Below are 23197 nucleotides of genomic sequence, written 5' to 3'. Positions count from 1 at the left end.
TTGACCATTCCGCGCGCTCGCGCCGGCCACTGGGCTCGCAGCGCTGCTCCGGTCACAACCGGTTGACCGACCGGTACGCTCACTCCATGCCCGCGTTCAGCCCGGACGACCCCCTCAACATCCGACTCGAGCTCGAGTCCGTGCCCGTCGGGTCGCCCGCATCGGTGGTCGCTCGACAGCTCGTCTCGCTGCTCACCGCGGGCGAGCTGGCCCCCGGTTCGCGACTGCCCTCGGAGCGGATCCTCTCCGAGCGGCTCGGCGTCGGGCGCTCAGCGGTCCGCGAGGCCCTCGCCGCCCTCGAGATCCTCGGCATCGTGCAGATCCGGCCCGGATCGGGCACGTACCTGCGCGGTGGCACCTCGGACCTGCTCCCGACGACCCTGTCGTGGGGGCTCATGCTCGCGTCGAACCGGACCCGGGAGCTGCTCGAGATCCGGTCGTCGCTCGAGCGCACGGCCGCGATCCTCGCCGCGCAGCGCGCCACCGACGAGCAGATCACCGAGCTCGGCGAGTACCTGGTCCGGCAGGAGGAGACCCTCGACGACCCGCAGGCCTTCATCGACGCCGACGTCCGCTTCCACGTCCTGCTGGCCCGGGCATCGGGCAACGACGTGCTCGCCGACCTGCTGCAGAGCCTGCGTTCCATGCTGAGCGTCTGGGTCGCGCGGCGGGTGCAGACCCGGCAGGCGACCGAGGCCGCGTTCCACGAGCACCGTGCGATCTTCGAGGGGCTGCGCGCCCGCGACGTGCTCGCCGTGCAGCGTGCGATGGACGAGCACATGGCCACGGCGAGCGCCCGCATCGAGAACGCGGAGCCGCTGCCCGCCGATGAGTAGCGGGGGCTTGCTCGCTTCGTGAGCAGGAACGGTCGGGTTCGTCGAGCCGACCCGACATCGTCTGCTCACCATCGAGCGGTCGGGAGGCCCGGTTCGCGCCCGCCCCGCACGGTGCGAGGTTGCCGGCTCGGCAACACCGCTTGGGTGCGGTCCGGCAGGTGCGCTGGAGTGAGCGGATGCACACCCACGACCGCACCGCCGCCGCTGCCGCTGCCGCTGCCGCTGCCACTGCCACTGCCACTGCCACCGATGCAACCCCGTCAGCCCGCGAGTGGTGGGAGGCCCGCTACGCCGAGCGCGACGGCATCTGGTCCGGCCGGGTGAACGCCGTGCTCGCCTCGGTGACGTGGGGGCTGCCGGTCGGGCGGGCGCTCGACCTCGGCTGCGGCGAGGGCGGCGACGTGGTCTGGCTCGCCGGACAGGGGTGGGACGTGACGGGCATCGACCTGTCCGTGACGGCGCTCCAGCGTGGTTCGCGGGCCGCCGTCGCCACCGGGGTGGAGGATCGGACCGCGTTCGTGGCCGCGGACCTCGCCCGATGGGACACGGCCGAACGGTTCGACCTGGTGACGGCGTCCTTCCTGCAGTCGTGGCCGGTGGAGATCCCGCGCGCCGAGATCCTGCGCCGGGCCGCCGGCTTCGTCGCCTCCGGCGGACACCTGCTCGTCACCGCGCACGCCGCTCCCCCGCACGACGACCTGCCGCCCGAGCTGCATGGGTACCGGTTCCCCTCGCCGGACGACGACCTGGCCGCCCTGCAGCTCGACGACCGGTGGGACGTCCTGGTCGCCGAGGTCCGGCCGCGCACCGCGGCGACGCCGGAGGGCGATGCGCACGAGGTGCTCGACAGCGTCGTGCTCGCCCGACGAACGCGCTGAGGCCACCGAACGGTGCGAGGGCTGCGCCCACCTCAGCGCGGGAGCGGCACCGCTTCGGCGAAGGACGCCACGACGCGGGCGACGACATCGGCGGGCGGAGTGTCCCAGATCGCCTGGTTGAAGAGTTCGACCTCGACGTCACCGGAGTAGCCGGCGTCGACCACGGCGTCGGTCACCGGTCCGAAGTCGACGTGCCCGTCACCCGGGTAGCCGCGCGAGAGCAGCGGGTCGGCCGCGATCGGGGTCGTCCAGTCGCACACCTGGTACGACGCGATGCGCCGGGCGGCACCGGCCCGGGCGATCGAGGCCGCGAGCGCCGGGTCCCACCACACGTGGAAGGTGTCGACGACGACCCCCACGGCAGCGGCAGGGAACGGGGCCGCCAGGTCGAGGGCCTGCGCGAGCGTCGACACCACGGCACGGTCGGCGGCGTACATCGGGTGGAGGGGTTCGACGGCGAGCTGCACGCCGGTGTCGAGCGCGTGCGGCACGAGGGCGGCGAGGGCGTCCGCGACCCGGGAGCGCGCACCGGTGAGGTCGCGCGAACCCGCAGGCAGGCCACCCGCGACGAGCACGAGCACGGGCGCCGAACCCGCAGCCCCCGCGGCGGACAGGGCGGCGGTCTCGTCGATCGCCCGACGGTTGTCGTCGAGCGCCCGCTGGCGTGCGGTCCCCTCGGGCAGGGTGAAGAACCCGCCACGGCAGTGCGACGACACCCGGAGCCCGGAGTCGGCCACCCGGCGCACGGCGTCGGCGAGCCCGAGTTCGGCGACGGGCTCGCGCCAGGTGCCGATCGCCCCGACCCCGGCCCGGCGGACGGTGTCGAGCGCCTCGGGCAGGGTCGCGTACTTGATCGTCGCCTGGTTGACCGACAGCCGCGGGTGCGGCGCGGTTGCACCCGGCCGGACCGGCGCGGCCGTGCCGGTCGGCGCACTCACGCGACCACCCCGGCGACGGTGCGGTCGGCGGCGGGTGGGGCGGGCCTCCCGGCGGTCGTCTCCACCCCGTTGACCGCGAGCACGGCGTGCCACCGCTCGGCGGCGAGGTCCGGGTCCTGCAGGGCGCCGCAGGCGTTCGCGAGCCGGACCGTCTCGGACAGGTGCGGCAGCGAACGGCCGGCGTGCTGGCCGCCCACCATGGCGAAGGCCGGCTGGTGCCCGTTCAGCCAGGCGAGGAACGCGATGCCGGTCTTGTAGTGCCAGGTGGGGGCACTGAAGAGGTGTCGGGACAGGGCTTCGGTCGGACCGAGCAGGGCGCGGTAGGCCGACTCGTCCGGCAGCGCCCGCACGGCGGCCGAGGCGAGCGGTGCGATGGCGGCGAACGCCCCGAGCAGGGCGTCGGAGTGCACGCCGTCCTGGCCCGCGATCAGGTCCACGTAGTGGAAGTCGTCGCCCGTGAACATCCGGGCGGTCTCGGGGAGCCGGGCGCGGAGTGCCACCTCGGCCGACGCGTCGAGCAGGCTCATCTTGATGCCGGAGACCTTCGGCCCGGCGTCGCGCATGATGTCGAGCACCGTGTCCGGGCCCTGGTGCCCGCCGAAGTACCCGGCGAGGGCGGGGTCGAACGCCTCCCCCAGCCAGTGCAGCACGACGGGGGCACCCGCCCGCTCGAGGACCCTTCCGTGGACGCGGCGGTAGGTGGCTGGATCGTCCAGCGCGAGTCGTGCCAGGTGCCGGCTCGCCATGAGCACCACCCCGGCGCCGGCGTCTTCTGCGTGGTGCAGCTGCCGGACGTACGCGTCGGCGATCTGCTGCTCGGTGACGGGTTCGTCGGGCAGGTCGTCGGTGTTCACCCCGACGACGATCCGGCCGCCGACCGACTGCGCCTCGCGTGCGCTGCGGGTGACGAGCTCCCGGGTGGCGGCGGGGTCGAGGCCCATGTTCCGCTGCGCCGTGTCCATCGCGTCGGCGACGCCCAGCCCCCAGGACCACAGGTGGTGGCGGAAGGCGAGGGTGGCGTCCCAGTCGAGGTCGGCCGGGGCGCCGGGAGTGTTGTCGGCGGCGGTCCGCGGGACGACGTGGGCCGCGGCGTAGACCACCCGCTCGGTGAGGGGCGCCGTGGGCTTGGCCGTGTCGTCGACCGCGGGCTCGCCCAGCGGTGCACGGCTCGTGGTGCCGTCGACCGCCAGCAGGGTCAGGTCCGTCATGCGGTCGCCCCGACGGTCTCCGTGCGCTGGGCGACCTCCGGCGTCTCGACCGGGAGGCGCGGCTCGACCCCGGCGGGCAGTGTCAGCTCCGGCAGGTCCACACGCCGACCCTCGGCGCTGGAGCGCAGGCCCGCCTCGGCCAGCGCCACGCCGCGGGCACCGGACAGCAGGTCGTAGGGGTGCGGACGGCCGGCGACCAGGTCGTGCAGGAAGTCCTCCCACTGCGCGCGGAAGCCGTTGCCGAACACCTCGTTGTCGGGGACCTCGAGCCACTGGCCCCGGTAGTCGCGGTCGTCCTTCAGATCGGGGTTCCAGAACGGCTTCGGGGTCGCCGTGCGGGGTTGGATCCGGCAGCCGAAGAGCCCCACCACGGCACTGCCGTCGGTTCCGTCGACCTGGAACTCGACGAGCTCGTCTCGGTCGACGCGCACCGCCCAGCTCGAGTTGATCTGCGCCGTGATGCCGCCCGCCAGGTCGAAGACCCCGTAGGCGGCGTCGTCGGCGGTGGCCGGGTACGGCACGCCCTGCTCGTCGGTGCGCTGCTCGATGTGCGTGACGGCGCGGGCGTAGACGGACTCGACGCGACCGAACAACTGCTCGAGCACGTAGTTCCAGTGCGGGAACATGTCGACGACGATGCCGCCGCCGTCCTGCTGGCGGTAGTTCCAGCTCGGTCGCTGCGCCGACTGCCAGTCCCCCTCGAACACCCAGTAGCCGAACTCGCCGCGGACGGACAGCACCCGGCCGAAGAACCCGGAGTCGAGCAGTCGACGGAGCTTCCGGAGGCCGGGCAGGTAGAGCTTGTCGTGCACGACGCCGTTCGGGACGCCGGCCTCGGCGGCGAGCTGCGCGAGTTCGAGGGCCTCGTCGGAGGTCTCGGCCGTCGGCTTCTCGGTGTAGACGGCCTTGCCGGCCGCGATGGCCCTGCGCAGGGCGTCCGCGCGGGCGCTCGTGACGGCGAAGTCGGCGAAGACCTGCCAGCGGGGGTCGGCGAGGGCGGCGTCGAGGTCGGTGGTCCAGTGTTCGAGGCCGTGGCGGGTCGCGATCTCCTCGAGCTTCGCGGCGTTCCGGCCGACCAGGATCGGCTCGAGCTGCACGCGCGTGCCGTCGGGCAACAGCAGGCCCCCGTCGTCCCGGATCGCCAGGATCGACCGCACGAGGTGCTGTCGGTAGCCCATGCGCCCGGTGACGCCGTTCATGATGATGCCGATGGTGCGCGTGGTGGTCAACGCGTGCTCCCTTGCTCGCCGTGGCCCGCTGTCCGTCGTGTTGGAAAGCGCTTGCCGGAACCGTACACCACGGTTCGCGTGGCGTGCTCGGTGACGAGGTCAGCGGGCGGTGCTGGCGCGCAGGACGACCTCGCCGTCGACGGCACCGTCGGCCTCGAGCCCGAGCGCGCGGCGGACGGCTCGCTCCCCGATCTCCTCGAGCGGCAGCCGCACCGTGCTGAGCGCCGGCACGACGTCGGCGAGCATCCGCACGTCGTCGAACCCGGCGACGCCGACGTCGACCCCGGGCACGAGCCCGCGCTCACGGATCGCCGCGACCGCCCCGACGGCCATCAGGTCGGTGACGGCGAAGACGCACCGCGGCACCGGCGCACCGCCCTCGGCCGCGCGGTCCAGCAGCGACACCATCGCCCGGTACCCGCCGTCGCGCGTGAACTCGGACGGCACCACGTCCTCGTCGGGCACCCGCAGACCGTGCGCCGCGAGGCCGGCGACGAAGCCCTCGACCCGGGCATGCGCCGTGACGAGGTCCGGGTCGCCGGCGAGCACGGCGAAGGAGGCGTGACCCTGTTCGACCAGCGCACCCGCGAGTGCGGCGGCCCCGCTGAGGTTGCGGATCACCACGCCGTGCACGCCGGGGACGCCGGCTGCGGCCCCGTCCAGGTCGGACACGAGCGCCGACACTCCGGCCCCCGCCGCGACGAGCCCGCCGACGGCCGCCGCGACCTCGGAGGGTGCGGAGCCCGTCGCGGATCCGGAGCCGACGCCGAGCCGACGACTGACGGCGAGGACCACGGCGCGCGGACGGAGCCCCGCGACGACGCCGAGCACGGCGACCTCCCGCGAGGGATCCCCGCCGGTGGACGTGATCGTGACGACGAGCCCGGCCTCGTCGGCTGCCCGGATGGCCCCCGCCGCGATCGCCGCGAAGTACGGGTCGGCGATGTCTCCGACGACGAGCGCCAGGGTCGTGGTGGTCCCGCGCGCGACGGCCTGCGCCTGCACGTTCGCGGTGTAGCGGAGCGCGCGGGCGGCGGCGCGCACCCGGTCCACCGACTCCTGCCGGACCTTCCGGGTACTGCCGTTGAGCGCCCGTGAGGCGGTCGCGAGCGACACCCCTGCCCGCTCGGCCACGTCGGCCAGGGTGACGGTGCCGCGCTCGGGCATGTCGTGCCTCCAGTCAGGTCCGCGCCGTGCGCGGTCTGTGGCGAGGATAGCGATTTCCCGGGAGGCACGGTGGGCGCCAGCCACGGCGCTCCCGCCGTGTGGACACGCAGGTCACATTGTCAGAACATCACTCAGGAAAGCGCTTGCCAGAACGGCGGGCGTCGTGTAGACCTGGGGTCCTCGGCCGAGACACCCCGAACGCTCGCCCACGGCAGAAGCACGTGGTCCCGAACGAAAGCAGTGACGATGAAGTCATCCAAGAGAATGCTCGCACTCGCCGGCGGGATCGCCGCGCTCGCGCTCCTGAGCGGCTGTGCCTCCGGCGGGTCCGGGGACAGCGGCAAGGTGGACGAGCTGACCTTCTGGCTCTCCACCTCGTCGGCGCAGGAGAAGGGCTACCAGGACCTCGCGACCGCGTACGAGAAGCAGACCGGCGTCGCGGTGAAGATCGTCAACCTGCCCTACGACGGTCTGCAGACCAAGCTCCGCGAGTCGGCGCAGGCGAACTCGCTGCCCGACGTGGTGCGCGCCGCGGGCATCGACCCGATCTGGAGCGGCAAGACCGTCGACCTCGCCTCGATCGTGGACGACGAGGCGAACGGGATCGACCAGGACCTCATCGCGAAGGACAAGGACGGCAAGGTCACCTCGATCCCGTCCGACGTCACCGCGGCCGGCCTGTTCGTGAACAAGTCACTGTTCGACAAGGCCGGCATCGCCTACCCGACCGACCCCGCGAAGGCGTGGACGTGGGACGAGTTCCTCGACGCCGCCGACAAGGTGAAGGCCGACACCGGTGCCAAGTACGACCTGGTGTTCGACTCGTCGCCGTCGCGGCTGCGGGCCTACATGTTCACCAAGGGCACCGACTTCATGCAGCAGGAGAAGGACGGCTCCTTCCCCACCGACGCGAAGACGGTCGACGCCCTGCAGGACTTCGCCGACATGAACGACGACTCGGTCATGCCGAAGTCGGTCTGGACGAGTGGCCAGGACCCGAACGCCCTGTTCAAGAGCGGGCAGGTCGTCGCCTACTTCTCCGGCGTCTGGCAGTCGTCGGACTTCGCGTCGAACATCACCGACTTCGACTGGGCCAGCGCCGCCACACCGGCCGACCCGACCCACGCCACCGAGATCAACTACGGCGGCAACATCGTCGGGTTCGAGAACTCCGACGCCCGCGGTGCCGCGGCGAAGAAGTTCATCGAGGCCATGTACGACCCGACGAACTACGCGAAGCTCATGACCACCAACGGGTTCCTGCCCGTCGAGTCCGGGCTGGACATCCAGTACCCGTTCGAGTCGCAGGCCGCGAAGGACTCCTTCGCGCTGTACCAGAAGGAGATCGACGCGGCTGACCCGATCTCGAGCTCCTACGCCAAGGCGGCCTCGGAGTGGGCGGTCGAGGGCAAGGAGCTCGGCACCGACCCGACGACGGCCGAGGTCGGCAAGCTCATCAACGGGCAGCAGTCGGCCAAGGAGACGCTCGACACGATCACGAAGTACTACGAGGAGCACGTGGGGTGACGGTCGGGGCCGGGCGCATGAGGCGCCCGGCCCCACATGCCACCCCGGGCACACCCGGCCAGGTCGCTGTCACCCCGGGTCCGGGCCCGCCCGGCCATGTGCCGATTCCGTAAGCGCGACGAACGAAGAGGATCATCGTGAGCATCCCCACCGCAGCCGGCGACGTGCAGACCGTCGTGCCCACCCCGGTGCCGCCCCGACGGCCCGGCGCACCCGGCGGGACGAAGCGCCGACGCTCCGGCGTCAGCAAGCCCGTCCTCGCCCCGATCCTGTTCGTCAGTGTGAACGCCGTCCTGTTCGTGGTGTTCTTCGTATGGCCCGCAGTGATCGGCCTGGGCTACTCGTTCACCGACTACAACGGTGTCGTCGACCCGCAGTTCGTCGGCCTGGCGAACTACTTCGAGCTCTTCGCCGACGACACCTTCTACGCAGCCCTCGGCCGCACCTTCCTGTACGCGATCGTCGCCGTTCCACTCGGCTTCGTCCTGGCGCTGTCGATGGCGCTCATGCTCACGAGCCCCGCGGCGAAGGGCCGGAGCGTCGCCCGCATCGTGTTCTTCGTGCCGTGGCTGATCTCCCCCATCGTCACCGGTGTGATCTGGCGGTGGATGTTCGGCGAGAACTTCGGCCTGGCGAACTTCGTCATCGAGTCCCTGGGCGGCAAGGCCGTCCCGTGGCAGTCGAACGCCGACCTGTCGCTCCTGGTCGTCGTCTTCGCCACCGCGTGGGCCGGAGCCGCGTTCAACATGCTGTTGTTCGTCGCTGCGATCCGGAACGTCCCGCAGTCGTACTACGAGGCGGCTTCGCTCGACGGCGCGGGCGCCTGGCACCAGTTCCGCTACATCACCCTGCCGAGCATCGCGCCGACGTCGTTCATCGTGGTCCTGCTGTCGTCGCTCGGGGCGTTCAAGGAGTTCGCCACCGTCCAGGCGCTCAACGGCGGTGGTCCGGGCACCGACAACAACCTGCTGGTGCAGTACATCTACACGAACGGGTTCCAGAACGCCCACATCGGCTACGCGAGCGCGGCGTCGATGGTCCTCATGCTCATCCTCATGGCCATCGCGTTGATCCAGCTGGCCGTGAACCGTCGGACGGAGACCCGTCGATGACCGCCACCCTGCCCACGGTGCCCGCTCCCAGCACGAGCACGAGCAAGAAGCGCACGGACGGCCCGCCCCGGCCCAAGGCGATCGCGGCAACGGCCCTGCTCTGGGTGTTCATCATCGCCTTCGGGTTCCCGGTGCTGTGGTTCGTGCTCAGTGCGTTCAAGCCGGGCGGCGAGCTGTTCTCGTACCCGCTCACCCTGCTGCCGCAGAACTGGTCGGTCGACGGCTTCGCCGAGGCCTGGTCGAGCTACGACTTCGCCCGGTACTTCGGCAACACCGTCATCGTCGCCCTGGTCACGACGGTGCTGACGGTGCTGGCGAGCGCGGCCACCGGGTACGCGCTGGCGAAGTACGACAACAGGTGGCTCAAGGTGTTCTTCGTCTGCATCCTCGCCACGACGATGCTCCCCACCGAGGTGATCCTCGCCCCGACGTTCATCGTCATCCGCGACCTCGGCATGTACGACTCGCTCGCCGGCATCATCGTGCCGTCGGTGATCACCGCGACCGGCATCTTCATGTTCCGGCAGTTCTTCATCACCGTGCCGGACGACCTGGTCGAGGCCGCCCGGATCGACGGGGCGAGCGAGTTCGGGATCTTCTGGCGGATCATGTTGCCGATCTCCCGCCCGATCATGCTGACGCTCGCGATCTTCTCGTTCCAGTGGCGGTGGAACGACTACATCTGGCCACTCCTAGTGCTCAACGACCCGAAGCAGTTCACGATCCAGATCGCCCTGCAGAGCATCGTCGGTGCCGAGAACGTGAACTGGACGGTCCTGCTCGGCGCCTCGGTCATCTCGATCATCCCGCTCGTGCTGCTCTACCTGGTGTTCCAGAAGTACGTGAACGGCGCCGACCTCAACGCGGGTCTGAAGGACTGATGGGGTTCCTCGACCTGGCCGGCCCGGCCGCCGACGCCGAGGTCGCCCGCCTGCGGCTCGCTGACGACGACCCGGCCGCGCTGCAGCACCGGGAACTGATGGCGCGTGCGCTCGCGCTGGTCGGTGCGTGGGTCCGGCAACGGCCTGGAGGCCCCGCCCACGCCACGCACGACGACCTCGCCACCGCGCACCGCTGGGTCCGGCACCTCGCGGCCCGGCAGTCCCCCGGTGGCACGTTCGTCGGCGGCGACAACGTGCTCTCCCCACCGGACTCCGCGTTCACGGTCAACGACGTCTGCGACGCACTCGAACTGCTCGCACCGCACCGGGCGGCGGTGCCGGCAGCGGCTGCGCTGGCCGACGACCTCGACGCGATCGTCGTCCGGGCGACTCCCGCACTGCTCACCGGCGGGGTGCACACCCCGAACCACCGGTGGGAGATCGCCGCCGCCCTCGCCCGGGTCCACCGGCTGCACCCGTCGGCGGCGCTCGTCGACCGCATCGACGAGTGGTTGGCCGAGGGCCCGGACATCGACGCCGACGGCCTGTGGTCGGAGCGGAGCCCGAACTACGCGTCCGCCGTGTCCGGGCCGTCGTTCCTGGTGCTCGCTTCCGTGCTCGACCGCCCCGCTCTGCTCGACCCGGTGCGCAGCTCGCTCGATGCCACGCTCGCACTCCTGCTGCCCGACGACACCGTCGAGACCGTGCAGTCCCGCCGGCAGGACCAGTCACAGCCCTTCGGGATCGGGGCGTTCGCGCCGCTGCTCTGGCACGTCGCGGTGCGCGACGGCCGGGGCGACCTCGCCGCGGTCGCAGCACGCGCCGCCGTGGCCGAGATGTGGCAGCCGGCCACCGTCGCGGCACGGGCGATGACCGATCCCCTGCTCGGGCAGCCACTTCCGGAACCCGTCCCGCTCGCCCCCGCCGTGCACTCCTTCGCCGACGCGCGGCTCGTGCACGTGCGTGAGCCCGACCGCAGTGTCGTGCTCTTCGCCGGGTCGGACGTCCCCGCCCAGGGTCACGTGCGCTCGGGGCTGGCGAACAGCCCCACCTTCCTGCGGGTCGTCACCGGGTCGGTCGTGCTGTCCGACGTGCGGCTCTCCCGGGAGTTCTTCGGCCTCGGTCCGTTCCGACCCACCGCGCTCGAGTCGCTCGGCGACGGGCGGTTCCGGCTCGTCGAGACCGTGTCCGCCGGCTACCACCAGCCGTTGCCCGGCGTCCGGCGCCGGTCGGACGGCCGCTACCCGCTCGCCGACGAAGGGCGGTTCTCCGCCGCGATGGCCTTCGGCGAGCGCCCCGTCGACGCGGTGACCATGACGATGACCGTCGACGTGGCGGTCACCTCGGATGCCGTCGTGCTCGACGTCACGACCGCGGGGGCCGACGTGCCGTGGTCACTGCAGCTCACGTTCCACCCCGGGGGCACCGTCGTGGGCACGCAGGCCGACACCGTCACCGGGGAGCGCGTCCTCGCCGAGGGAACCGGCAGCTACCGCGTCGGCACCGACGTCGTGACGTTCGGCCCGGGCAACGGCAGCGGCCCGGGTCAGCCGGCGTTCTACGCGCCCGGGCAGGACTACGCGTTCCTCGGCGGGACCGACCGACCGCAGGGCGAGCACGTCCACGTCACCGGCCGAGCCCCCGGCGCCACACGCATCGTCATCGGGACCGGGCGGTGACCCTGCCGGGCGTGGTGCTCGTCGGGGCCCGGGGCTACGGCTTGCACCACCGTGCGAACATCGACCGACTCGTGGCCGCCCGCGACTGCACGCTGACCGCCGTCGTCGATCCCGCGCTCGGCACGACGACCGACGCGAGTGCTCCCGTGGTGCCCGACGTGGCCGCTGCCCGGCGGCTCGGTCGGGTGGACGTGGTCGTCGTGGCGGCTCCGATCCCGGCGCACCTGCCGCTCACCCTCGACGCGCTCGACGCCGGTGCGGACGTACTGCTCGAGAAGCCGCCGGTCGCCACACGCGAGGCCCTCGGCCTGCTGCTCGAGGCCGAACGTCGGACCGGCCGGGTCGTCCAGGTGGGCTTCCAGAGCCTCGGTTCCGCCGCCCTGCCGGCGTTCCGTGACGGGTCGCTCGTCGGTGCCGTCCGGTCAGCGGCAGCGGTCGGCACCTGGACCCGCGACCAGGCGTACTGGGACCGCTCCCCCTGGGCTGGACGGCGCCGGGTCGGCGGGGTCGACGTGCTCGACGGCGTGGTCACCAACCCGCTCGCGCACGCCGTGGCGACCGCCCTGGCACTCGTCGGGTGCCGCCGAGCCGACGAGGTCGCCCGGGTCGAGGTCGAGCTGTACCGTGCGAACGCGATCGAGGGCGACGACACCTCGGCCGTCCGGGTCACCACGACCACCGGTCTCGAGGCCACTGCGGCCCTCACACTCTGCGCCACCACCGAGGTCCCGCCGTCCGTACGGGTGCGGGGCACGGCCGGGCGCGGCGTGCTGCGGTACACGACGGACGACGTCACGATCGACGGCACGACCACACACCTGGAGCGCACCGACCTGCTCGAGAACCTGCTCGCGCACCGATCACGCGGCGACGCGCTCCTGGTACCGCTGGTCTCCACCGGCGCGTTCGTCGAGGTGCTCGAGGCGGTCCGTGCCACCGAACCCGTGCAGCTCGACCACCCCTGGGTGACGTGGGAGGGCGAGGGATCGACTCGTCGCCCCGTCCTGACCGACGTCGAGGCCACGATCGACCGTGCCGCAGACGCCCGCGCACTGTTCTCGGAGGTGGGGGCACCGTGGGCGCACGCGGCCCGGGACGAGACACTGCAGGCGCTCAGCGTGGACGACGTCACGGTCGCCCTTGAACGCGACGGGGCCGGCACGATCGCCACATCGTCCCCTCGGCCGTACCTGCACCCGGTCCGGACCCTCGGCGGCACCGTGGTCAGCGCGCACCACCCCGGCGACCACGACTGGCACTGCGGTGTCGGTGTCGCGATCCCCGACGTCGACGGCGTGAACTGCTGGGGCGGACGGACCTCCGTGCGCGGCGCCGGCTACGTCTGGCGCGACGACCACGGCTCGGTCGAGGTCGAGCACGCCGAGCAGCACGACACGACGTCCACCGAGGCGCTCGTCTGGCGGGGCCCGGACCGCACGGTGGTCCTGCGCGAGGACCGCACCCTGCGGTGGCGCGCGGTCACCAGCGGGTGGGAGCTGTCCTGGTCGTCGTCGTTCCGCACCCCCGGCGACGCCCCGGTGCACCTCGGGGGTCCGGGCAGCAACGGTCGGGTCGGGGCGGGCTACGGCGGCTTCTTCTGGCGGTTCCCCGAGTGCACCGGGATCATCGTCCGGACAGCCGACGCCGAGGGCGAGGCCGCAGTGCACGGCTCGGTGGCGCCCTGGATCACGTGGTCCGCTGTGTTCGACGGCGGCCCGGCGACGATCCGCATCGAGGCCGTCGACCACCACGACCCCTGGTTCGTCCGCGCCGAGGAGTACCCCGCGATCGGGTCGGCACTGGCGTGGGACACCCCCGCCGTCGTGCAGCCCGGCGCACCGCTGGTCCGCTCGTTCCGCGCGACGATCACCGACGGCGGTACGCTCGCCGGATGAGCACCGGGGACTGGGAGTCGCGCGTCGCGGCACTGTGGGACGACGAGACGATCGACGATCAGCAGCGGATCGAGCGGATGCGTGACCTCGCCGCCGACGCCCCGCATCCCGCACTCGGCGCGTTCGAGCTGGGCGGCGCCTTCGACTCGGGCGGACGCGAGGCCGACGCCGACGTGCAGTACGCCGCCGCGACCGCGGCCGGTCTGGACAGCGTCGACCCGGACCGCGCCGCGCGGATGGTCGTCCAGCATGCCTCGACCTTGCGGAACCTCGGCCGGATCGACGCTGCCATCGCGATGCTCCGCGACGCTCCGGAGCACCCCGCCACCGGAGCGGCGCCGCGGGTGTTCCTCGCGCTCGCCCTGCACAGCGCGGGACGCTCCGCCGAGGCGCTGCGCGTCGCGATCGAGGCCGTCGAGCCGACGCTCCCCCGGTACCACCGGTCCGTCCGCGCCTACGCGGCGGCCCTCACCGAGGACTGACGCGCGTCAGGCGATCGCGACCTCGCCCCGCGCGAGCAGTGCACGGGCCCGACCGGCGTCGGCAGCCGGTGGCCGGCCGTGCAGGGCGCGGTAGTCACGCGAGAAGTGTGAAGCGCTCCGGTACCCCACCGCCACCGCAGCCTGCGCGGCGGTGTCACCGAGCACGATCATCCGCCGCCGGGCCTCGCCGAGCCGCAACCGCCGCAGGTACTGCACGGGGCTCATCCCGGTGACCTGCCGGAAGCGCGCGAACAGGGTCGACTCGCTCGTCCGGACGGCCGCAGCCAGGCCGGCCACCGACCACGGGTCCGCCAACCGGTCGGTGAGCAGCGCCGTGGCCGCAGCGACGACGTCTCCGTCCCGGTTGCCGATGGCTGCCAGGATGCGCGGCGCCTGGTCGGTCTGCAGCAGACGGAGCACGACCTCGCGGGTGACGAGCGGCGCGAGGACGGCCATGTCCTCCGGAGCATCGAGCAGTCCGACGAGCCGGGCGAACGCGTCCGCCAGGGCCGGGGTCCAGCTGCCGAGTCGTGCCGGCGGCGCCTCGTCCTGGTGCGGACGGGACATCGCCGTCGCGACCTCGGCCACCACCGCGGGGTCGAGCTGCCAGACGACCGCGACGAACCCCGCGGGTGGTTCGACCTCGACCACCCCGGCGATCACGGGCAGGTCGACGGGCGTGATGATGTAGCGCTCGCGACCCCAGAGCTGGTCGTCGTCCCCGACGATGGAGCGTTTCCGTCCGGCGAGCACCACCGACACCGACGGCGTGTAGCGCTGGTACCCGAGGTCGGTCGGACGGTCGACCCGGGCCAGGCGGAGGCCGAGCCGTGCGGCGCGCTCCGTGTCGTCGAGGTGGGCGAGGACGCTCTGCAGCGCACGGTCCAGCCGGTCCGAGGTGACGTCGTCCATGTGCCCATTCTGTCGAGGCATCCGACGCTTGCCCTGCCCGTGCAGGATCCGGCAAGCACTCCGGAGTCCTGGGCAACCGCCGACCGGCTCATCGGACCGAGCATCGGAGCATGCACACCAACGAAGCACTCCTCGACTCCCTGACCCTCGACGACCGACTGGCCGGCCGCACCGCGCTGGTGACCGGCGCATCGAGCGGCATCGGCGAAGCCGTCGCCCGTGTCCTCGCCGCCTCCGGCGCCACCGTCGCGGTGGCGGGCCGCGACCCGGAGCGTACGCAGGCCGTGGTGGACACCATCACCGCCTCCGGAGGCACCGCCGTCGCCGTGATCGGCGACCTGAACACGCACCCCGACGCGGTCCGCGACCTCGCTGCCCGTGCCGCCGAAGCGCTCGGCGGCCGGGTCGACGTCCTCGTGAACAACGCCGGCGTCTACCCGGTCGGGCCCACCGCGCTGCTCGCCGACGACGACGCCGAGGCGCTCTGGGCCACGAACGTCCGCGCACCCCACGTGCTGGTCGGAGCGCTGGCCCCCGCCATGGTCGAACGTTGCTCGGGCGTCATCGTGAACATCGGCTCGTGGATGTCCCGCGTCGGCGTCCCGTTCACGGCGCTCTACCCGGCGACGAAGGCCGCCGTCGAGCAGCTGACCCGAGCCTGGGCAGCCGAGTTCGGGCCGCACGGCGTGCGGGTGTCGACCGTGTCGCCCGGTGCCACCGCGACGCCGGGCAACGCGGACTCGCACGACGTCCTCGCGCAGATGACGGCGGGCACCCCGGCCGGCTCGCCCGTCCGACCGGCAGACGTCGCGTTCGCCGTGCGCTGGCTGGCCTCCGATGAGGCGGCCTTCGTGCACGGCGCCACCATCGACGTGGACGGCGGCCTCGCCGCGACCCGCCTCGGCTGAGCGGGCCCCGCACGAGCGGGCGGAACACCCCGGTCGATACGCGGAGGCACCCCGGCATTCCGCCCGCTCGGCAGGGGTCAGCCGGGTACCGGGTCCGTGAGCGGTCAGGACACACCACCGCCCGGTGGTCGAGCGGCCACGGACCGTCGCGCGGGAGCGCGTCAGGCGATGGATCGTGAGCGCTCGGCGGACGGCGTCAGCGCGGCGGTGGTCGCGACCACGACACGGGCGGGAGGCGCGGTGCCGGCTGGCACCGGGCCTCCCGTCAGGCGGTCGGGTCGCCGACCACCCGCGGGACCGGCAGCGAGTCGCTGGTCGTGCGGAGGGACTCCTGGCGGATCTCGAGCTGGGTGACGGCGAGCGCCGCCAGGTCGCGGAGGTTCGCGAGGTCGTCCTCGGTGGCCTGCCGCGGGCGGGTGTCGAGCACCGCGAGCGTGCCGATGGTCGCACCGTCGTGCTTGACGAGGGGGACGCTGACGTAGAAGCGGATGCCGAGCGGGCCGGTCACCAGGGGGCTGTTGCGCATCTCGGGGTGCGCGGAACCGTCCGGGATCACGACGGGGACCGGGACGGGCGCGAAGCCGTTGCGGAAGCTGATGCTCCGCGCCGCCTCGTCCACACCCTCGGCGATGTACGACTGGGACCACTCGCGGTCCTCGTCGAGCACCTCGACCAGGGCGATCGGCGCGTCGAACAGTCGGGCGGCCATGGCCGTCGTGCGCTGGAGCGACTCGTCGGGCAGGGTGTCGAGGGTCGCGGGGCGATCCGTGTCGGCGCGCGTCGGCACCGGCGCCGTCTCGTCCGCCGGTTCGACCACGTGGTCCGGTGCGGCGGTCTCGGCGATCACGACGTCGCGGAGCATGGTGACCAGCTCGGCCCCGAGCGGACGGGCCGCGGGGTCCTGCGCGGTCATGGCGCGGAGCAGGTGCTTCCAGTGCTCGGGCAGGGGCTCGGGGACCACGGGGTCGCGGGACAGCCGTGCGACGGCGGACTCGACGAGCGAGCCGGGGAACTCGCGGCGGCGGGTGAAGCACTGCAGCAGCACGAGTCCGAGCGAGTAGACGTCGCTCGGCGGGCCGACCTCGCCACCGCGGGCCTGCTCCGGGCTGAGGTACGCGGCGGTGCCGGTGGTGACGCCGTCGGCGGTCAGGCGTTCGACCCCGGCGGCGAGCGCGATGCCGAAGTCGGTCAGGCGTGCGCGGGCGCGGTCGGAGCCGTTGCCGTAGTCGACGAGCAGGATGTTCGACGGCTTGATGTCGCGGTGCACGACACCGTGGGCGTGGATGTAGTCGAGGGCCTCGGCCATGTCGTAGCCGATCTCGGCGATGTGGCGCGACGCGAGCGGGCCGACGGCGAGGCGCTCCTCGAGGTCCTGCCCGACGACGAGCGACATCACGATGTAACGCTGCTGCGTGCCGTCCTGGCCCGTGAGGACCCCGGCGTCGAGCAGGCTGACGAGGTTGTGGTGCTCGAGCGATGCCAGGACGCCGAGTTCTGCCTCCTGGCGGGCGATGTCGACGATGCCCGCGTGGAACAGCTTGATCGCGACCGGGCGGTGCAGACTCTCGTCCACACCCCGGTAGACGACGGACATGCCGCCCTGACCGATCGCTTGCTCCAAGCGGTACCGACCGTCGAGCAGCGGCGCGCTCGCGTCGTGTTCCTGCGTCGGGATCATCCAACCCTCGTTCTCGGCTCCGGCACCAACGATGCATCTTCGCATCCCGACGGGTATCCGGTTCACCGACGACGTTCTGCGGCTGAACGCGCAGTGGTCCGCTGCCTGTCCGGTCGACGCGGGCCGCACGGCGATCTGCGTCGACGGGGATGCGGCCACGCGTACACGGGGACTCCCAGAACCGATGGAAGGACGCACCATGACCACTGCACGCGAGATCATGACCGAGGGCGCCGAGTGTGTCGGCGAGAACGACACGCTGGTCGACGCGGCGAAGAAGATGGCAGACCTGGACGTGGGTGCCCTGCCGATCTGCGGCGAGGACGACAAGCTCAAGGGTGTGTTGACGGACCGCGACATCGTCGTGAAGTGCGTCGCCAAGGGCGGGACCCCCGGCGACTACACGGCGAAGGACCTGGGCTTCAGCGAGGTCGTCACGATCGGTGCCGACGACGACATCCGTGACGCGCTGACCACGATGGAGCAGCACCAGGTCCGGCGTCTCCCCGTGATCGACGGCCACCGACTGGTCGGGATGATCAGCCAGGCCGACGTCGCCCGGAAGCTCGAGGCCGGGCAGACCGGCGAGACCGTCGGGGCGATCTCCGAGGAGTCCTGACAGCGACGGGGCGGTGACGCAAGACACCGGTGTTCGCGGGTCGAACACGCGCAGACCGCGGTTCAGCGTGCGAACACCGGTGTCTTGCGGCTTCCACGCCCCGCCGCGGTCAGCGATTCGTGGCGACCGTGCTGACGCGGAGGTCCTCGAAGGTGCTGGTGAACCCGGAGCCGCCGAGCGAGATGAGTCCGACCCGCGGCGTGCTGCCGAGGTCCGCCGTCCACGTCCCGCCCCGGACGAAGTGCCGGCCGTCGAGGCTCGTGTACGCCGTGTACCGGTGCTCACCCCGGACCTCGCGGTGCACGATCCGGAGCGTGGTGGTGTCCCCCACCGGACCGACGACCATGTTGCCGTAGCTCGGCGCGCCGGCCGGTTGCCCGGACACCTGCTTGCCGAACTCGGTCTGGCGGGTGTTGAAGATCGAGTTCGACGTCAGCCGGACGTAGTTCCCGTCGTCACCCCACACGATCAGGCCGCCTTGCACGTAGTTCAGCCCGTCGCCGGTGGCCGGGGTGTCCACCCCGACCGTGGTCTGGAGCACGTAGTCGCCACGGGGTGCCGGTTCGGACAGCACCGAGGCCAGCGGCGTCTGCGGCGGGTGGATGTCGGCGTCCTGCGTCTGCCAGCGGAACGTGCCGTCGGCGACGGTCCACGTCGACGGGTCGGGCTCACGCGTCCAGGTGAGAGCGGGCGGCAACGTGGTGCCGTCGAACGAGGTCGACAGCGCCCGGATCGTCCGGCCCGGCACGTCGACGGGCGCGCTGGACGCCCGGTACGTCGGCCGTTGCCCCGGCTGGGCGACCGGCCCCGGCTGCACCGAGTCCGAGGGGCCGGCACCACCGCGGACGACCGGCCAGCCGCGCCGCCAGTCGAGCGGGTCGATCAGCGCCGGACGCTTCGTGTAGGTCGGCTGGCCCGCGTAGTACGGGTCGTTCCGGTCCGCCGCGTGGTAGATGATCCAGTCCTGCCCGGCGAAGTCGGTGACCACCGTGTTGTGCCCCGTCCCCACCCAGCGGTTGCCGTTCTGCGCGAGCAGGGGCGTGCCGCCGACCCGGGTGCTCGTGATCGCCACCCCGTCACGGTCCGTGAACGGTCCGAGCGGGCTGCGCGAGCGGGCGACGAAGACGCCGTAGCCGGTCAGGGCACCGTTGCAGCAGTTCGTGGCGGAGCCCATGAAGTACCACCAGCCGCCGTGCCGCATCAGGTACGCGCCCTCGTAGCGGTTGTCGATCGCGATCTGCCGCTCGGACGACGGGTCGGAGCGCAGCCCGTCGGCGCTGAGCCGACGGACGTTCACCCCGCCGAAGTAGCTGCCGAAGTACAGGTAGGTCCTGCCCTTGTCCGTGATGACCTCGGGGTCGAACGCCCACCGCGCGCCGTCGCCGTTCGGTGCGGTCTGCGGTGCCACGACCGGGCCACCGGAGTCCTTCCACGGGCCGGTCGGGCTCGAGCTCGTCGCCACGCCCACCGCGGAACCGCCACCGGTCGGACCCGTCGCCGACGGGGTGTCCGAGGCGGCGTAGTACAGGTACCAGGTGCCGGCGCGGCCGCGTTCGCCCGCGCGGTACACGATGTCCGGCGCCCAGACCCCGTTCGCGTCGCCCACCCAGGCGGGCTTCGTCGGGAACGCGTCGTTGACGTAGGTCCAGTTCGTCAGGTCCGTCGACCGGTACGTCGGCACCGCGTGCTGCACGAGGGACCCGTCCGGGTTCTGCTCCGTCGCGGTGAGTGCGTCGGTCGTGCAGTACAGGTACCAGTTCCGGTCGCGTCCGGCACCGTGGATCACGGTCGGGTCGGCACAGCTCGCGGCCGTCTGTCCGTCCGGCAGGCTGAGCGCCATCGGGTTCCGGTGGCTGGGTGCTGCGCGGCCGTGCCGGCTCGCAGCGTCGGACGCCACGGTCGTGGTGGTCGTCGCCTCGGCCGTGCGGCCGGTGACCGCGGACGCATCCGCTGGTCCGGCCTGGAGGCCCGTGGCCGTGACGCCGAGGAACGTCACGACGGCGAGGAGTGCGGTGGACGATCGGCGCATGCCGGACCTGCTCTCGTCGTTGAGGGAGGTGCTGCTGGAGGGACTGCGGGTGTCGACGGGCGACGTCCGCGAGCGTACGCTCGGCCGCGGGCGACCGCTACGGTTCCGCCCCGATCGGTGCGACGAAGGAGTCCTGCCATGCCCGCGAGGTTCGTCTACTGGATCAACGTCTCCGTCGACGGGTTCGTCGAACGGGCCCCCGGCGAGCACGACGGCCTGGACGGACCCGACTGGATCCGGATCGACGAGCCGCTGCACCGCGAGTTCAACGCCCGTGCCGCCGCGATGACCCTGTCCGTCGAGGGCCGGATCGTGCGCGACATGATGGACCCGTTCTGGCCGGACGCCCGGCACGACGAGTCGATGCCGCAGTACCTGCGCGAGTACGGCGAGATCTGGACCGCACAGCCGAAGATCCTCGTGTCCCGTACCCGGACCACCGCCGACCACGACACCCGTGTCATCGGTGGCGGCGGCGAAGCGATCGCCGAGCTGGCCGCGATCCGTGCCTCCGGCGACGGCGACATCGGCGTGGGTGGGCCGAGCATCGCGAGTCAGCTGCTCGACGCCGGGCTGCTCGACGAGGTCATGCTCTTCACACACCCGTCGGTGCTCCGTGCCGGTCGGCCGCTGTTCGATGCGCCGGTGTCGGGGCACCGTCCGCTCGTGCAGCTCGACCTGCTCGAGCAGCAGCGCTACGACGGCGGCGTCACCCTGCACCGGTACGACGTCCGGCGGTCCTGAGCGCTCGGCGGATCAGTCCCGCGCCGGCTCGGAGCCGATGACCCGGACGTACCAGGCGCTGTCCCGGTCGCTGTCGAACCCGTTGAAGGAGATGCTGTCGACGTCGGCGCGCTCACTCCGCTGCAGGTCGATGCGCTGCTCCCCGTCGCTGCACGACAGCTCGTCGACGAAGCGCACCCGCGACGTGGACCCGGACACGACCCTGAGGGAACCGCTCATGTGTCCGTCCCCGAAGCACGAGAACTCGAGGTGGTCGAGCGTCTCCGGGTGCGCGAAGCTGATCGTGATGCCCCGGTCGGCTTCGTCGTCGTCCCCCGTCGCCCCCTGTCCGGCGGACGCCTGGGCGAACATCGCACCGCGATCTCGGTCTGACTCGGTGGCCATCTGCCGCTTCTCCCAGGCATGCAGCGCCGCCTCGTCGACGGGCGGCGGCCCGGAGCAGCCGGCGAGCAGCAGCACACCCGCGATCGCGGGCAGGAGCAGGGCGGGGACGGAGCGCACGCTGTGAGCCTAGTGACGCTGTGGACCCGCGCCGTGAACGACGGGAGGCGCGGCGCCGGCTGGCACCGCGCCTCCCGGCCGTGGGGTGGTCGCGTCAGACGTCGCGACGGCGCGCGAGCGTCAGGGCGAGGCCGCCGATGACGAGCACCTCGGCCGCGAGGACGCCGAAGCCGCCCCAGCCGTTCAGCACGACCCCGCTGTTGTCGACCGTGCTCGCGCCGTCGTACGAGTAGGCGTAGAGCTGGCCGCCGGCCGAGTCGGGCAGGAACGCCGCGATGTCCATCGGCCAGTCGACCTTCATCAGTCCGCTCATGAGTGCGAGCACCCCCGGAACGACCAGCAGGAGGCCGAGCGTGATCGCGATGCCGCCGGCGCTCGACCGGACGAGCAGACCGATGCCGAAGGCGAGGAGCGCCAGCAGGGTCAGGAAGACCGACGAACCGAGGATCGGCAGGAACACCGACGGGTCACCGAGCTCCGGCTCGACACCGTTGCCGGCCAGCAGCGGGAGCGAGATGAGGACGCCGATCCAGGTAGCGACGGCGCTGACGACGAAGGTCGCGATGGCGAGGACGGTGGCCTTCGCCAGGATCACGCCGGTGCGCCGCGGGTCGGCGGTGAACGTCGAGCGGACCTGGCCCGTGCCGTACTCACCGGTGATGATGAGGACGCCGAGCACGCCGACGACGAGCGACGAGAGCAGGACACCCACGGCGTTGGCGTTCACGAAGGTGCCGTTGGCGATGTCCGTCGGCAGCTCCTGGCCGCCGCTGTTCGTGTTCGCCCCGATCAGCGCGGCCATGCCGATCGTGAGGACGACCAGGATCGCGTAGCACCAGAACGTGGACCGGATGCTGCGCAGCTTGATCCACTCGCTCCGCACCAGGTGCGGGAACGACAGGCGGGTCGAGCCGGACATCCGGGTCGACGGTGTGGTGGGCGAGGTGGTGGCGCTCATCGGGTGCCCTCCGATCGGTACTCGACGTCGTCGCGGGTGAGGGCCATGTAGGCCTCCTCCAGGCTCGCGCCGGTCGGGGTGAGTTCGTGCAGGGGGACGCCGGCCTGCGCGGCGATGTTGCCGACCGTCGGCGCGTCGGGCCCGACGACGAGGAACGAGCCGTCCTCACGCTGGGTGACCGAGGCGTTCGGCCCGATCGCGGTGAACAGGCCGTTCGGGTCCGGGGTGCGGACGATGACGCGGCTGACGGCGGCCTCGGTGCCGGCTGCGGCTCCGCCACCGGCGACGAACTCGGCGATCGGGGCGTCGGCGAGGACCTTGCCCCGGCCGAGGACGACCACGCGGTCGGCGGTCTGCGCCATCTCGCTCATCAGGTGGCTCGACAGGAACACCGTGCGACCGTCTGCGGCCATCCGGCGGGCGAGCTGACGGACCCACACGACACCGTCGGGGTCGAGGCCGTTGACCGGCTCGTCGAGGATCAGGGTCTTCGGGTCACCGAGCAGTGCGGCAGCGATTCCCAGGCGCTGCCCCATGCCGAGCGAGAACCCGCCGACGCGCTTCTTCGCGACCGAGTCGAGGCCGGTCATGTCGATGACCTCGTGCACGCGGGACTTCGGGATGCCGTGGGTCGCCGCGAGGGAGAGCAGGTGGTTGTAGGCGCTCCGGCCGGAGTGCACCGCCTTCGCCTCGAGCAGGGCGCCGACCTGCCGGAGCGGGTCGCGGAAGCTCGTGTAGGGCTGGCCGTTCACGGTGGCCGTGCCCGACGTGGGCCGGTCCAGCCCCATGATCATGCGCATCGTGGTGGACTTCCCGGCGCCGTTGGGCCCGAGGAAGCCGGTCACGCTGCCGGGACGCACGACGAACGAGACGTCGTCCACGGCGGTCTTCGGACCGTACTGTTTGGTGAGGTGGCTGACTTCGATCACGGCCTCGACGCTACGGGAGGCGGCGTCGGCGCCGCGTCCGCCGTTGGGGGGAGATGTAGGCACCCACAGGGTGAGGTGGCTCGCGGG

Annotated in this window: 21 protein-coding genes; 11 read left to right on the top strand and 10 right to left on the bottom strand. The window is 72.3% G+C overall.

The window, feature by feature from the left end; genetic code table 11:
- Positions 1-86: 86 nt before the first annotated feature.
- Together KK097_RS16125 and KK097_RS16120 are read left to right on the top strand one after the other, a co-directional pair.
- Positions 87-836, top strand: coding sequence for a FadR/GntR family transcriptional regulator (locus KK097_RS16125; protein WP_214545432.1), 750 nt, complete (start codon positions 87-89; stop codon positions 834-836).
- Between the two features lie 176 nt (positions 837-1012).
- On the top strand, positions 1013-1714 hold the full coding sequence (locus KK097_RS16120; RefSeq protein ID WP_214545431.1) for a class I SAM-dependent methyltransferase: 702 nt from the start codon (positions 1013-1015) through the stop codon (positions 1712-1714).
- Positions 1715-1746: 32 nt separating this feature from the next.
- On the opposite strand, the gene KK097_RS16115 is transcribed toward KK097_RS16120, so the two are convergent.
- The 4 genes from KK097_RS16115 to KK097_RS16100 form a co-directional block, all read right to left on the bottom strand.
- On the bottom strand, positions 1747-2652 hold the full coding sequence (locus KK097_RS16115) for a sugar phosphate isomerase/epimerase family protein (protein ID WP_214531273.1): 906 nt from the start codon (positions 2650-2652) through the stop codon (positions 1747-1749).
- On the bottom strand, positions 2649-3860 hold the full coding sequence (locus KK097_RS16110) for a DUF993 family protein (protein ID WP_214545430.1): 1212 nt from the start codon (positions 3858-3860) through the stop codon (positions 2649-2651). Before KK097_RS16110 ends, KK097_RS16115 begins: the two co-directional genes overlap by 4 nt.
- Positions 3857-5059 carry a Gfo/Idh/MocA family protein gene (locus KK097_RS16105; protein ID WP_214545445.1) on the bottom strand — a complete coding sequence of 401 codons (1203 nt, stop codon included), beginning with the start codon at positions 5057-5059 and terminating at the stop codon, positions 3857-3859. The genes KK097_RS16110 and KK097_RS16105 overlap by 4 nt, the downstream gene beginning before the upstream one ends.
- A 129-nt stretch (positions 5060-5188) precedes the next feature.
- Positions 5189-6256, bottom strand: a complete 1068-nt coding sequence (locus KK097_RS16100) for a LacI family DNA-binding transcriptional regulator (protein ID WP_214545429.1) — start codon at positions 6254-6256, stop codon at positions 5189-5191.
- Positions 6257-6502: 246 nt separating this feature from the next.
- Here KK097_RS16100 and KK097_RS16095 point away from each other — a divergent pair, with 246 nt between their 5' ends.
- From KK097_RS16095 to KK097_RS16070, 6 genes are all read left to right on the top strand, one after another.
- Positions 6503-7783 (top strand): extracellular solute-binding protein, encoded by a 1281-nt coding sequence (locus tag KK097_RS16095; RefSeq protein ID WP_250896833.1) that lies wholly within the window; start codon positions 6503-6505, stop codon positions 7781-7783.
- A 137-nt stretch (positions 7784-7920) separates the two neighbouring features.
- Positions 7921-8895, top strand: coding sequence for a carbohydrate ABC transporter permease (locus tag KK097_RS16090; protein WP_214545428.1), 975 nt, complete (start codon positions 7921-7923; stop codon positions 8893-8895).
- Entirely contained in the window at positions 8892-9776 is an 885-nt protein-coding gene (locus KK097_RS16085; RefSeq protein WP_250896832.1) for a carbohydrate ABC transporter permease, read from the top strand. Before KK097_RS16090 ends, KK097_RS16085 begins: the two co-directional genes overlap by 4 nt.
- Entirely contained in the window at positions 9776-11455 is a 1680-nt protein-coding gene (locus KK097_RS16080; RefSeq protein ID WP_214545427.1) for a hypothetical protein, read from the top strand. The genes KK097_RS16085 and KK097_RS16080 overlap by 1 nt, the downstream gene beginning before the upstream one ends.
- Positions 11452-13350: a DUF6807 family protein gene (locus tag KK097_RS16075; protein WP_214545426.1), complete on the top strand. Its 1899-nt coding sequence runs from the start codon at positions 11452-11454 to the stop codon at positions 13348-13350. The genes KK097_RS16080 and KK097_RS16075 overlap by 4 nt, the downstream gene beginning before the upstream one ends.
- A complete protein-coding gene (locus KK097_RS16070) occupies positions 13347-13832 on the top strand; it encodes a tetratricopeptide repeat protein (protein ID WP_214545425.1) in 486 nt (161 codons plus the stop codon). The genes KK097_RS16075 and KK097_RS16070 overlap by 4 nt, the downstream gene beginning before the upstream one ends.
- Before the next feature lie 6 nt (positions 13833-13838).
- On the opposite strand, the gene KK097_RS16065 is transcribed toward KK097_RS16070, so the two are convergent.
- On the bottom strand, positions 13839-14744 hold the full coding sequence (locus tag KK097_RS16065) for an AraC family transcriptional regulator (RefSeq protein WP_214531280.1): 906 nt from the start codon (positions 14742-14744) through the stop codon (positions 13839-13841).
- Between the two features lie 110 nt (positions 14745-14854).
- Between KK097_RS16065 and KK097_RS16060 the strand changes: the two genes are divergently transcribed.
- On the top strand, positions 14855-15652 hold the full coding sequence (locus KK097_RS16060) for an SDR family NAD(P)-dependent oxidoreductase (protein WP_214545424.1): 798 nt from the start codon (positions 14855-14857) through the stop codon (positions 15650-15652).
- A gap of 265 nt (positions 15653-15917) precedes the next feature.
- Here KK097_RS16060 and KK097_RS16055 read toward each other — a convergent pair whose 3' ends face one another.
- On the bottom strand, positions 15918-17330 hold the full coding sequence (locus KK097_RS16055; RefSeq protein WP_214545423.1) for a protein kinase domain-containing protein: 1413 nt from the start codon (positions 17328-17330) through the stop codon (positions 15918-15920).
- A gap of 199 nt (positions 17331-17529) precedes the next feature.
- Between KK097_RS16055 and KK097_RS16050 the strand changes: the two genes are divergently transcribed.
- Positions 17530-17949 carry a CBS domain-containing protein gene (locus tag KK097_RS16050; RefSeq protein WP_214531283.1) on the top strand — a complete coding sequence of 140 codons (420 nt, stop codon included), beginning with the start codon at positions 17530-17532 and terminating at the stop codon, positions 17947-17949.
- Between the two features lie 109 nt (positions 17950-18058).
- Here KK097_RS16050 and KK097_RS16045 read toward each other — a convergent pair whose 3' ends face one another.
- A complete protein-coding gene (locus tag KK097_RS16045) occupies positions 18059-19978 on the bottom strand; it encodes a glycoside hydrolase family 43 protein (protein ID WP_214545422.1) in 1920 nt (639 codons plus the stop codon).
- 138 nt (positions 19979-20116) lie between these two features.
- Here KK097_RS16045 and KK097_RS16040 point away from each other — a divergent pair, with 138 nt between their 5' ends.
- Positions 20117-20722 (top strand): dihydrofolate reductase family protein, encoded by a 606-nt coding sequence (locus KK097_RS16040; protein WP_214545421.1) that lies wholly within the window; start codon positions 20117-20119, stop codon positions 20720-20722.
- A gap of 12 nt (positions 20723-20734) precedes the next feature.
- Here the strand turns inward: KK097_RS16040 and KK097_RS16035 are convergent, their stop codons facing one another.
- The 3 genes from KK097_RS16035 to KK097_RS16025 form a co-directional block, all read right to left on the bottom strand.
- The gene (locus KK097_RS16035) at positions 20735-21223 is read right to left on the bottom strand and encodes a hypothetical protein (protein WP_214545420.1); all 489 of its coding nucleotides are present in this window, start codon (positions 21221-21223) and stop codon (positions 20735-20737) included.
- A gap of 94 nt (positions 21224-21317) precedes the next feature.
- Positions 21318-22181, bottom strand: coding sequence for an ABC transporter permease (locus KK097_RS16030; RefSeq protein WP_214545419.1), 864 nt, complete (start codon positions 22179-22181; stop codon positions 21318-21320).
- On the bottom strand, positions 22178-23110 hold the full coding sequence (locus tag KK097_RS16025) for an ABC transporter ATP-binding protein (protein WP_214545418.1): 933 nt from the start codon (positions 23108-23110) through the stop codon (positions 22178-22180). Before KK097_RS16025 ends, KK097_RS16030 begins: the two co-directional genes overlap by 4 nt.
- Between the last annotated feature and the right edge of the window lie 87 nt (positions 23111-23197).

Source organism: Curtobacterium flaccumfaciens (genome assembly GCF_018598405.1).
Taxonomy (GTDB): domain Bacteria; phylum Actinomycetota; class Actinomycetes; order Actinomycetales; family Microbacteriaceae; genus Curtobacterium; species Curtobacterium aurantiacum.
This window is presented reverse-complemented; position numbering and strand designations above follow the sequence as displayed.

Coding starts and splice junctions, on each gene's coding strand:
- KK097_RS16125 (WP_214545432.1), top strand. CDS start 87: ATGCCCGCGTTCAGCCCGGACGACCCCCTCAACATCCGACTCGAGCTC.
- KK097_RS16120 (WP_214545431.1), top strand. CDS start 1,013: ATGCACACCCACGACCGCACCGCCGCCGCTGCCGCTGCCGCTGCCGCT.
- KK097_RS16110 (WP_214545430.1), bottom strand. CDS start 3,860: ATGACGGACCTGACCCTGCTGGCGGTCGACGGCACCACGAGCCGTGCA.
- KK097_RS16105 (WP_214545445.1), bottom strand. CDS start 5,059: ATGAACGGCGTCACCGGGCGCATGGGCTACCGACAGCACCTCGTGCGG.
- KK097_RS16100 (WP_214545429.1), bottom strand. CDS start 6,256: ATGCCCGAGCGCGGCACCGTCACCCTGGCCGACGTGGCCGAGCGGGCA.
- KK097_RS16095 (WP_250896833.1), top strand. CDS start 6,503: ATGAAGTCATCCAAGAGAATGCTCGCACTCGCCGGCGGGATCGCCGCG.
- KK097_RS16085 (WP_250896832.1), top strand. CDS start 8,892: ATGACCGCCACCCTGCCCACGGTGCCCGCTCCCAGCACGAGCACGAGC.
- KK097_RS16080 (WP_214545427.1), top strand. CDS start 9,776: ATGGGGTTCCTCGACCTGGCCGGCCCGGCCGCCGACGCCGAGGTCGCC.
- KK097_RS16070 (WP_214545425.1), top strand. CDS start 13,347: ATGAGCACCGGGGACTGGGAGTCGCGCGTCGCGGCACTGTGGGACGAC.
- KK097_RS16065 (WP_214531280.1), bottom strand. CDS start 14,744: ATGGACGACGTCACCTCGGACCGGCTGGACCGTGCGCTGCAGAGCGTC.
- KK097_RS16060 (WP_214545424.1), top strand. CDS start 14,855: ATGCACACCAACGAAGCACTCCTCGACTCCCTGACCCTCGACGACCGA.
- KK097_RS16055 (WP_214545423.1), bottom strand. CDS start 17,330: ATGATCCCGACGCAGGAACACGACGCGAGCGCGCCGCTGCTCGACGGT.
- KK097_RS16050 (WP_214531283.1), top strand. CDS start 17,530: ATGACCACTGCACGCGAGATCATGACCGAGGGCGCCGAGTGTGTCGGC.
- KK097_RS16045 (WP_214545422.1), bottom strand. CDS start 19,978: ATGCGCCGATCGTCCACCGCACTCCTCGCCGTCGTGACGTTCCTCGGC.
- KK097_RS16040 (WP_214545421.1), top strand. CDS start 20,117: ATGCCCGCGAGGTTCGTCTACTGGATCAACGTCTCCGTCGACGGGTTC.
- KK097_RS16030 (WP_214545419.1), bottom strand. CDS start 22,181: ATGAGCGCCACCACCTCGCCCACCACACCGTCGACCCGGATGTCCGGC.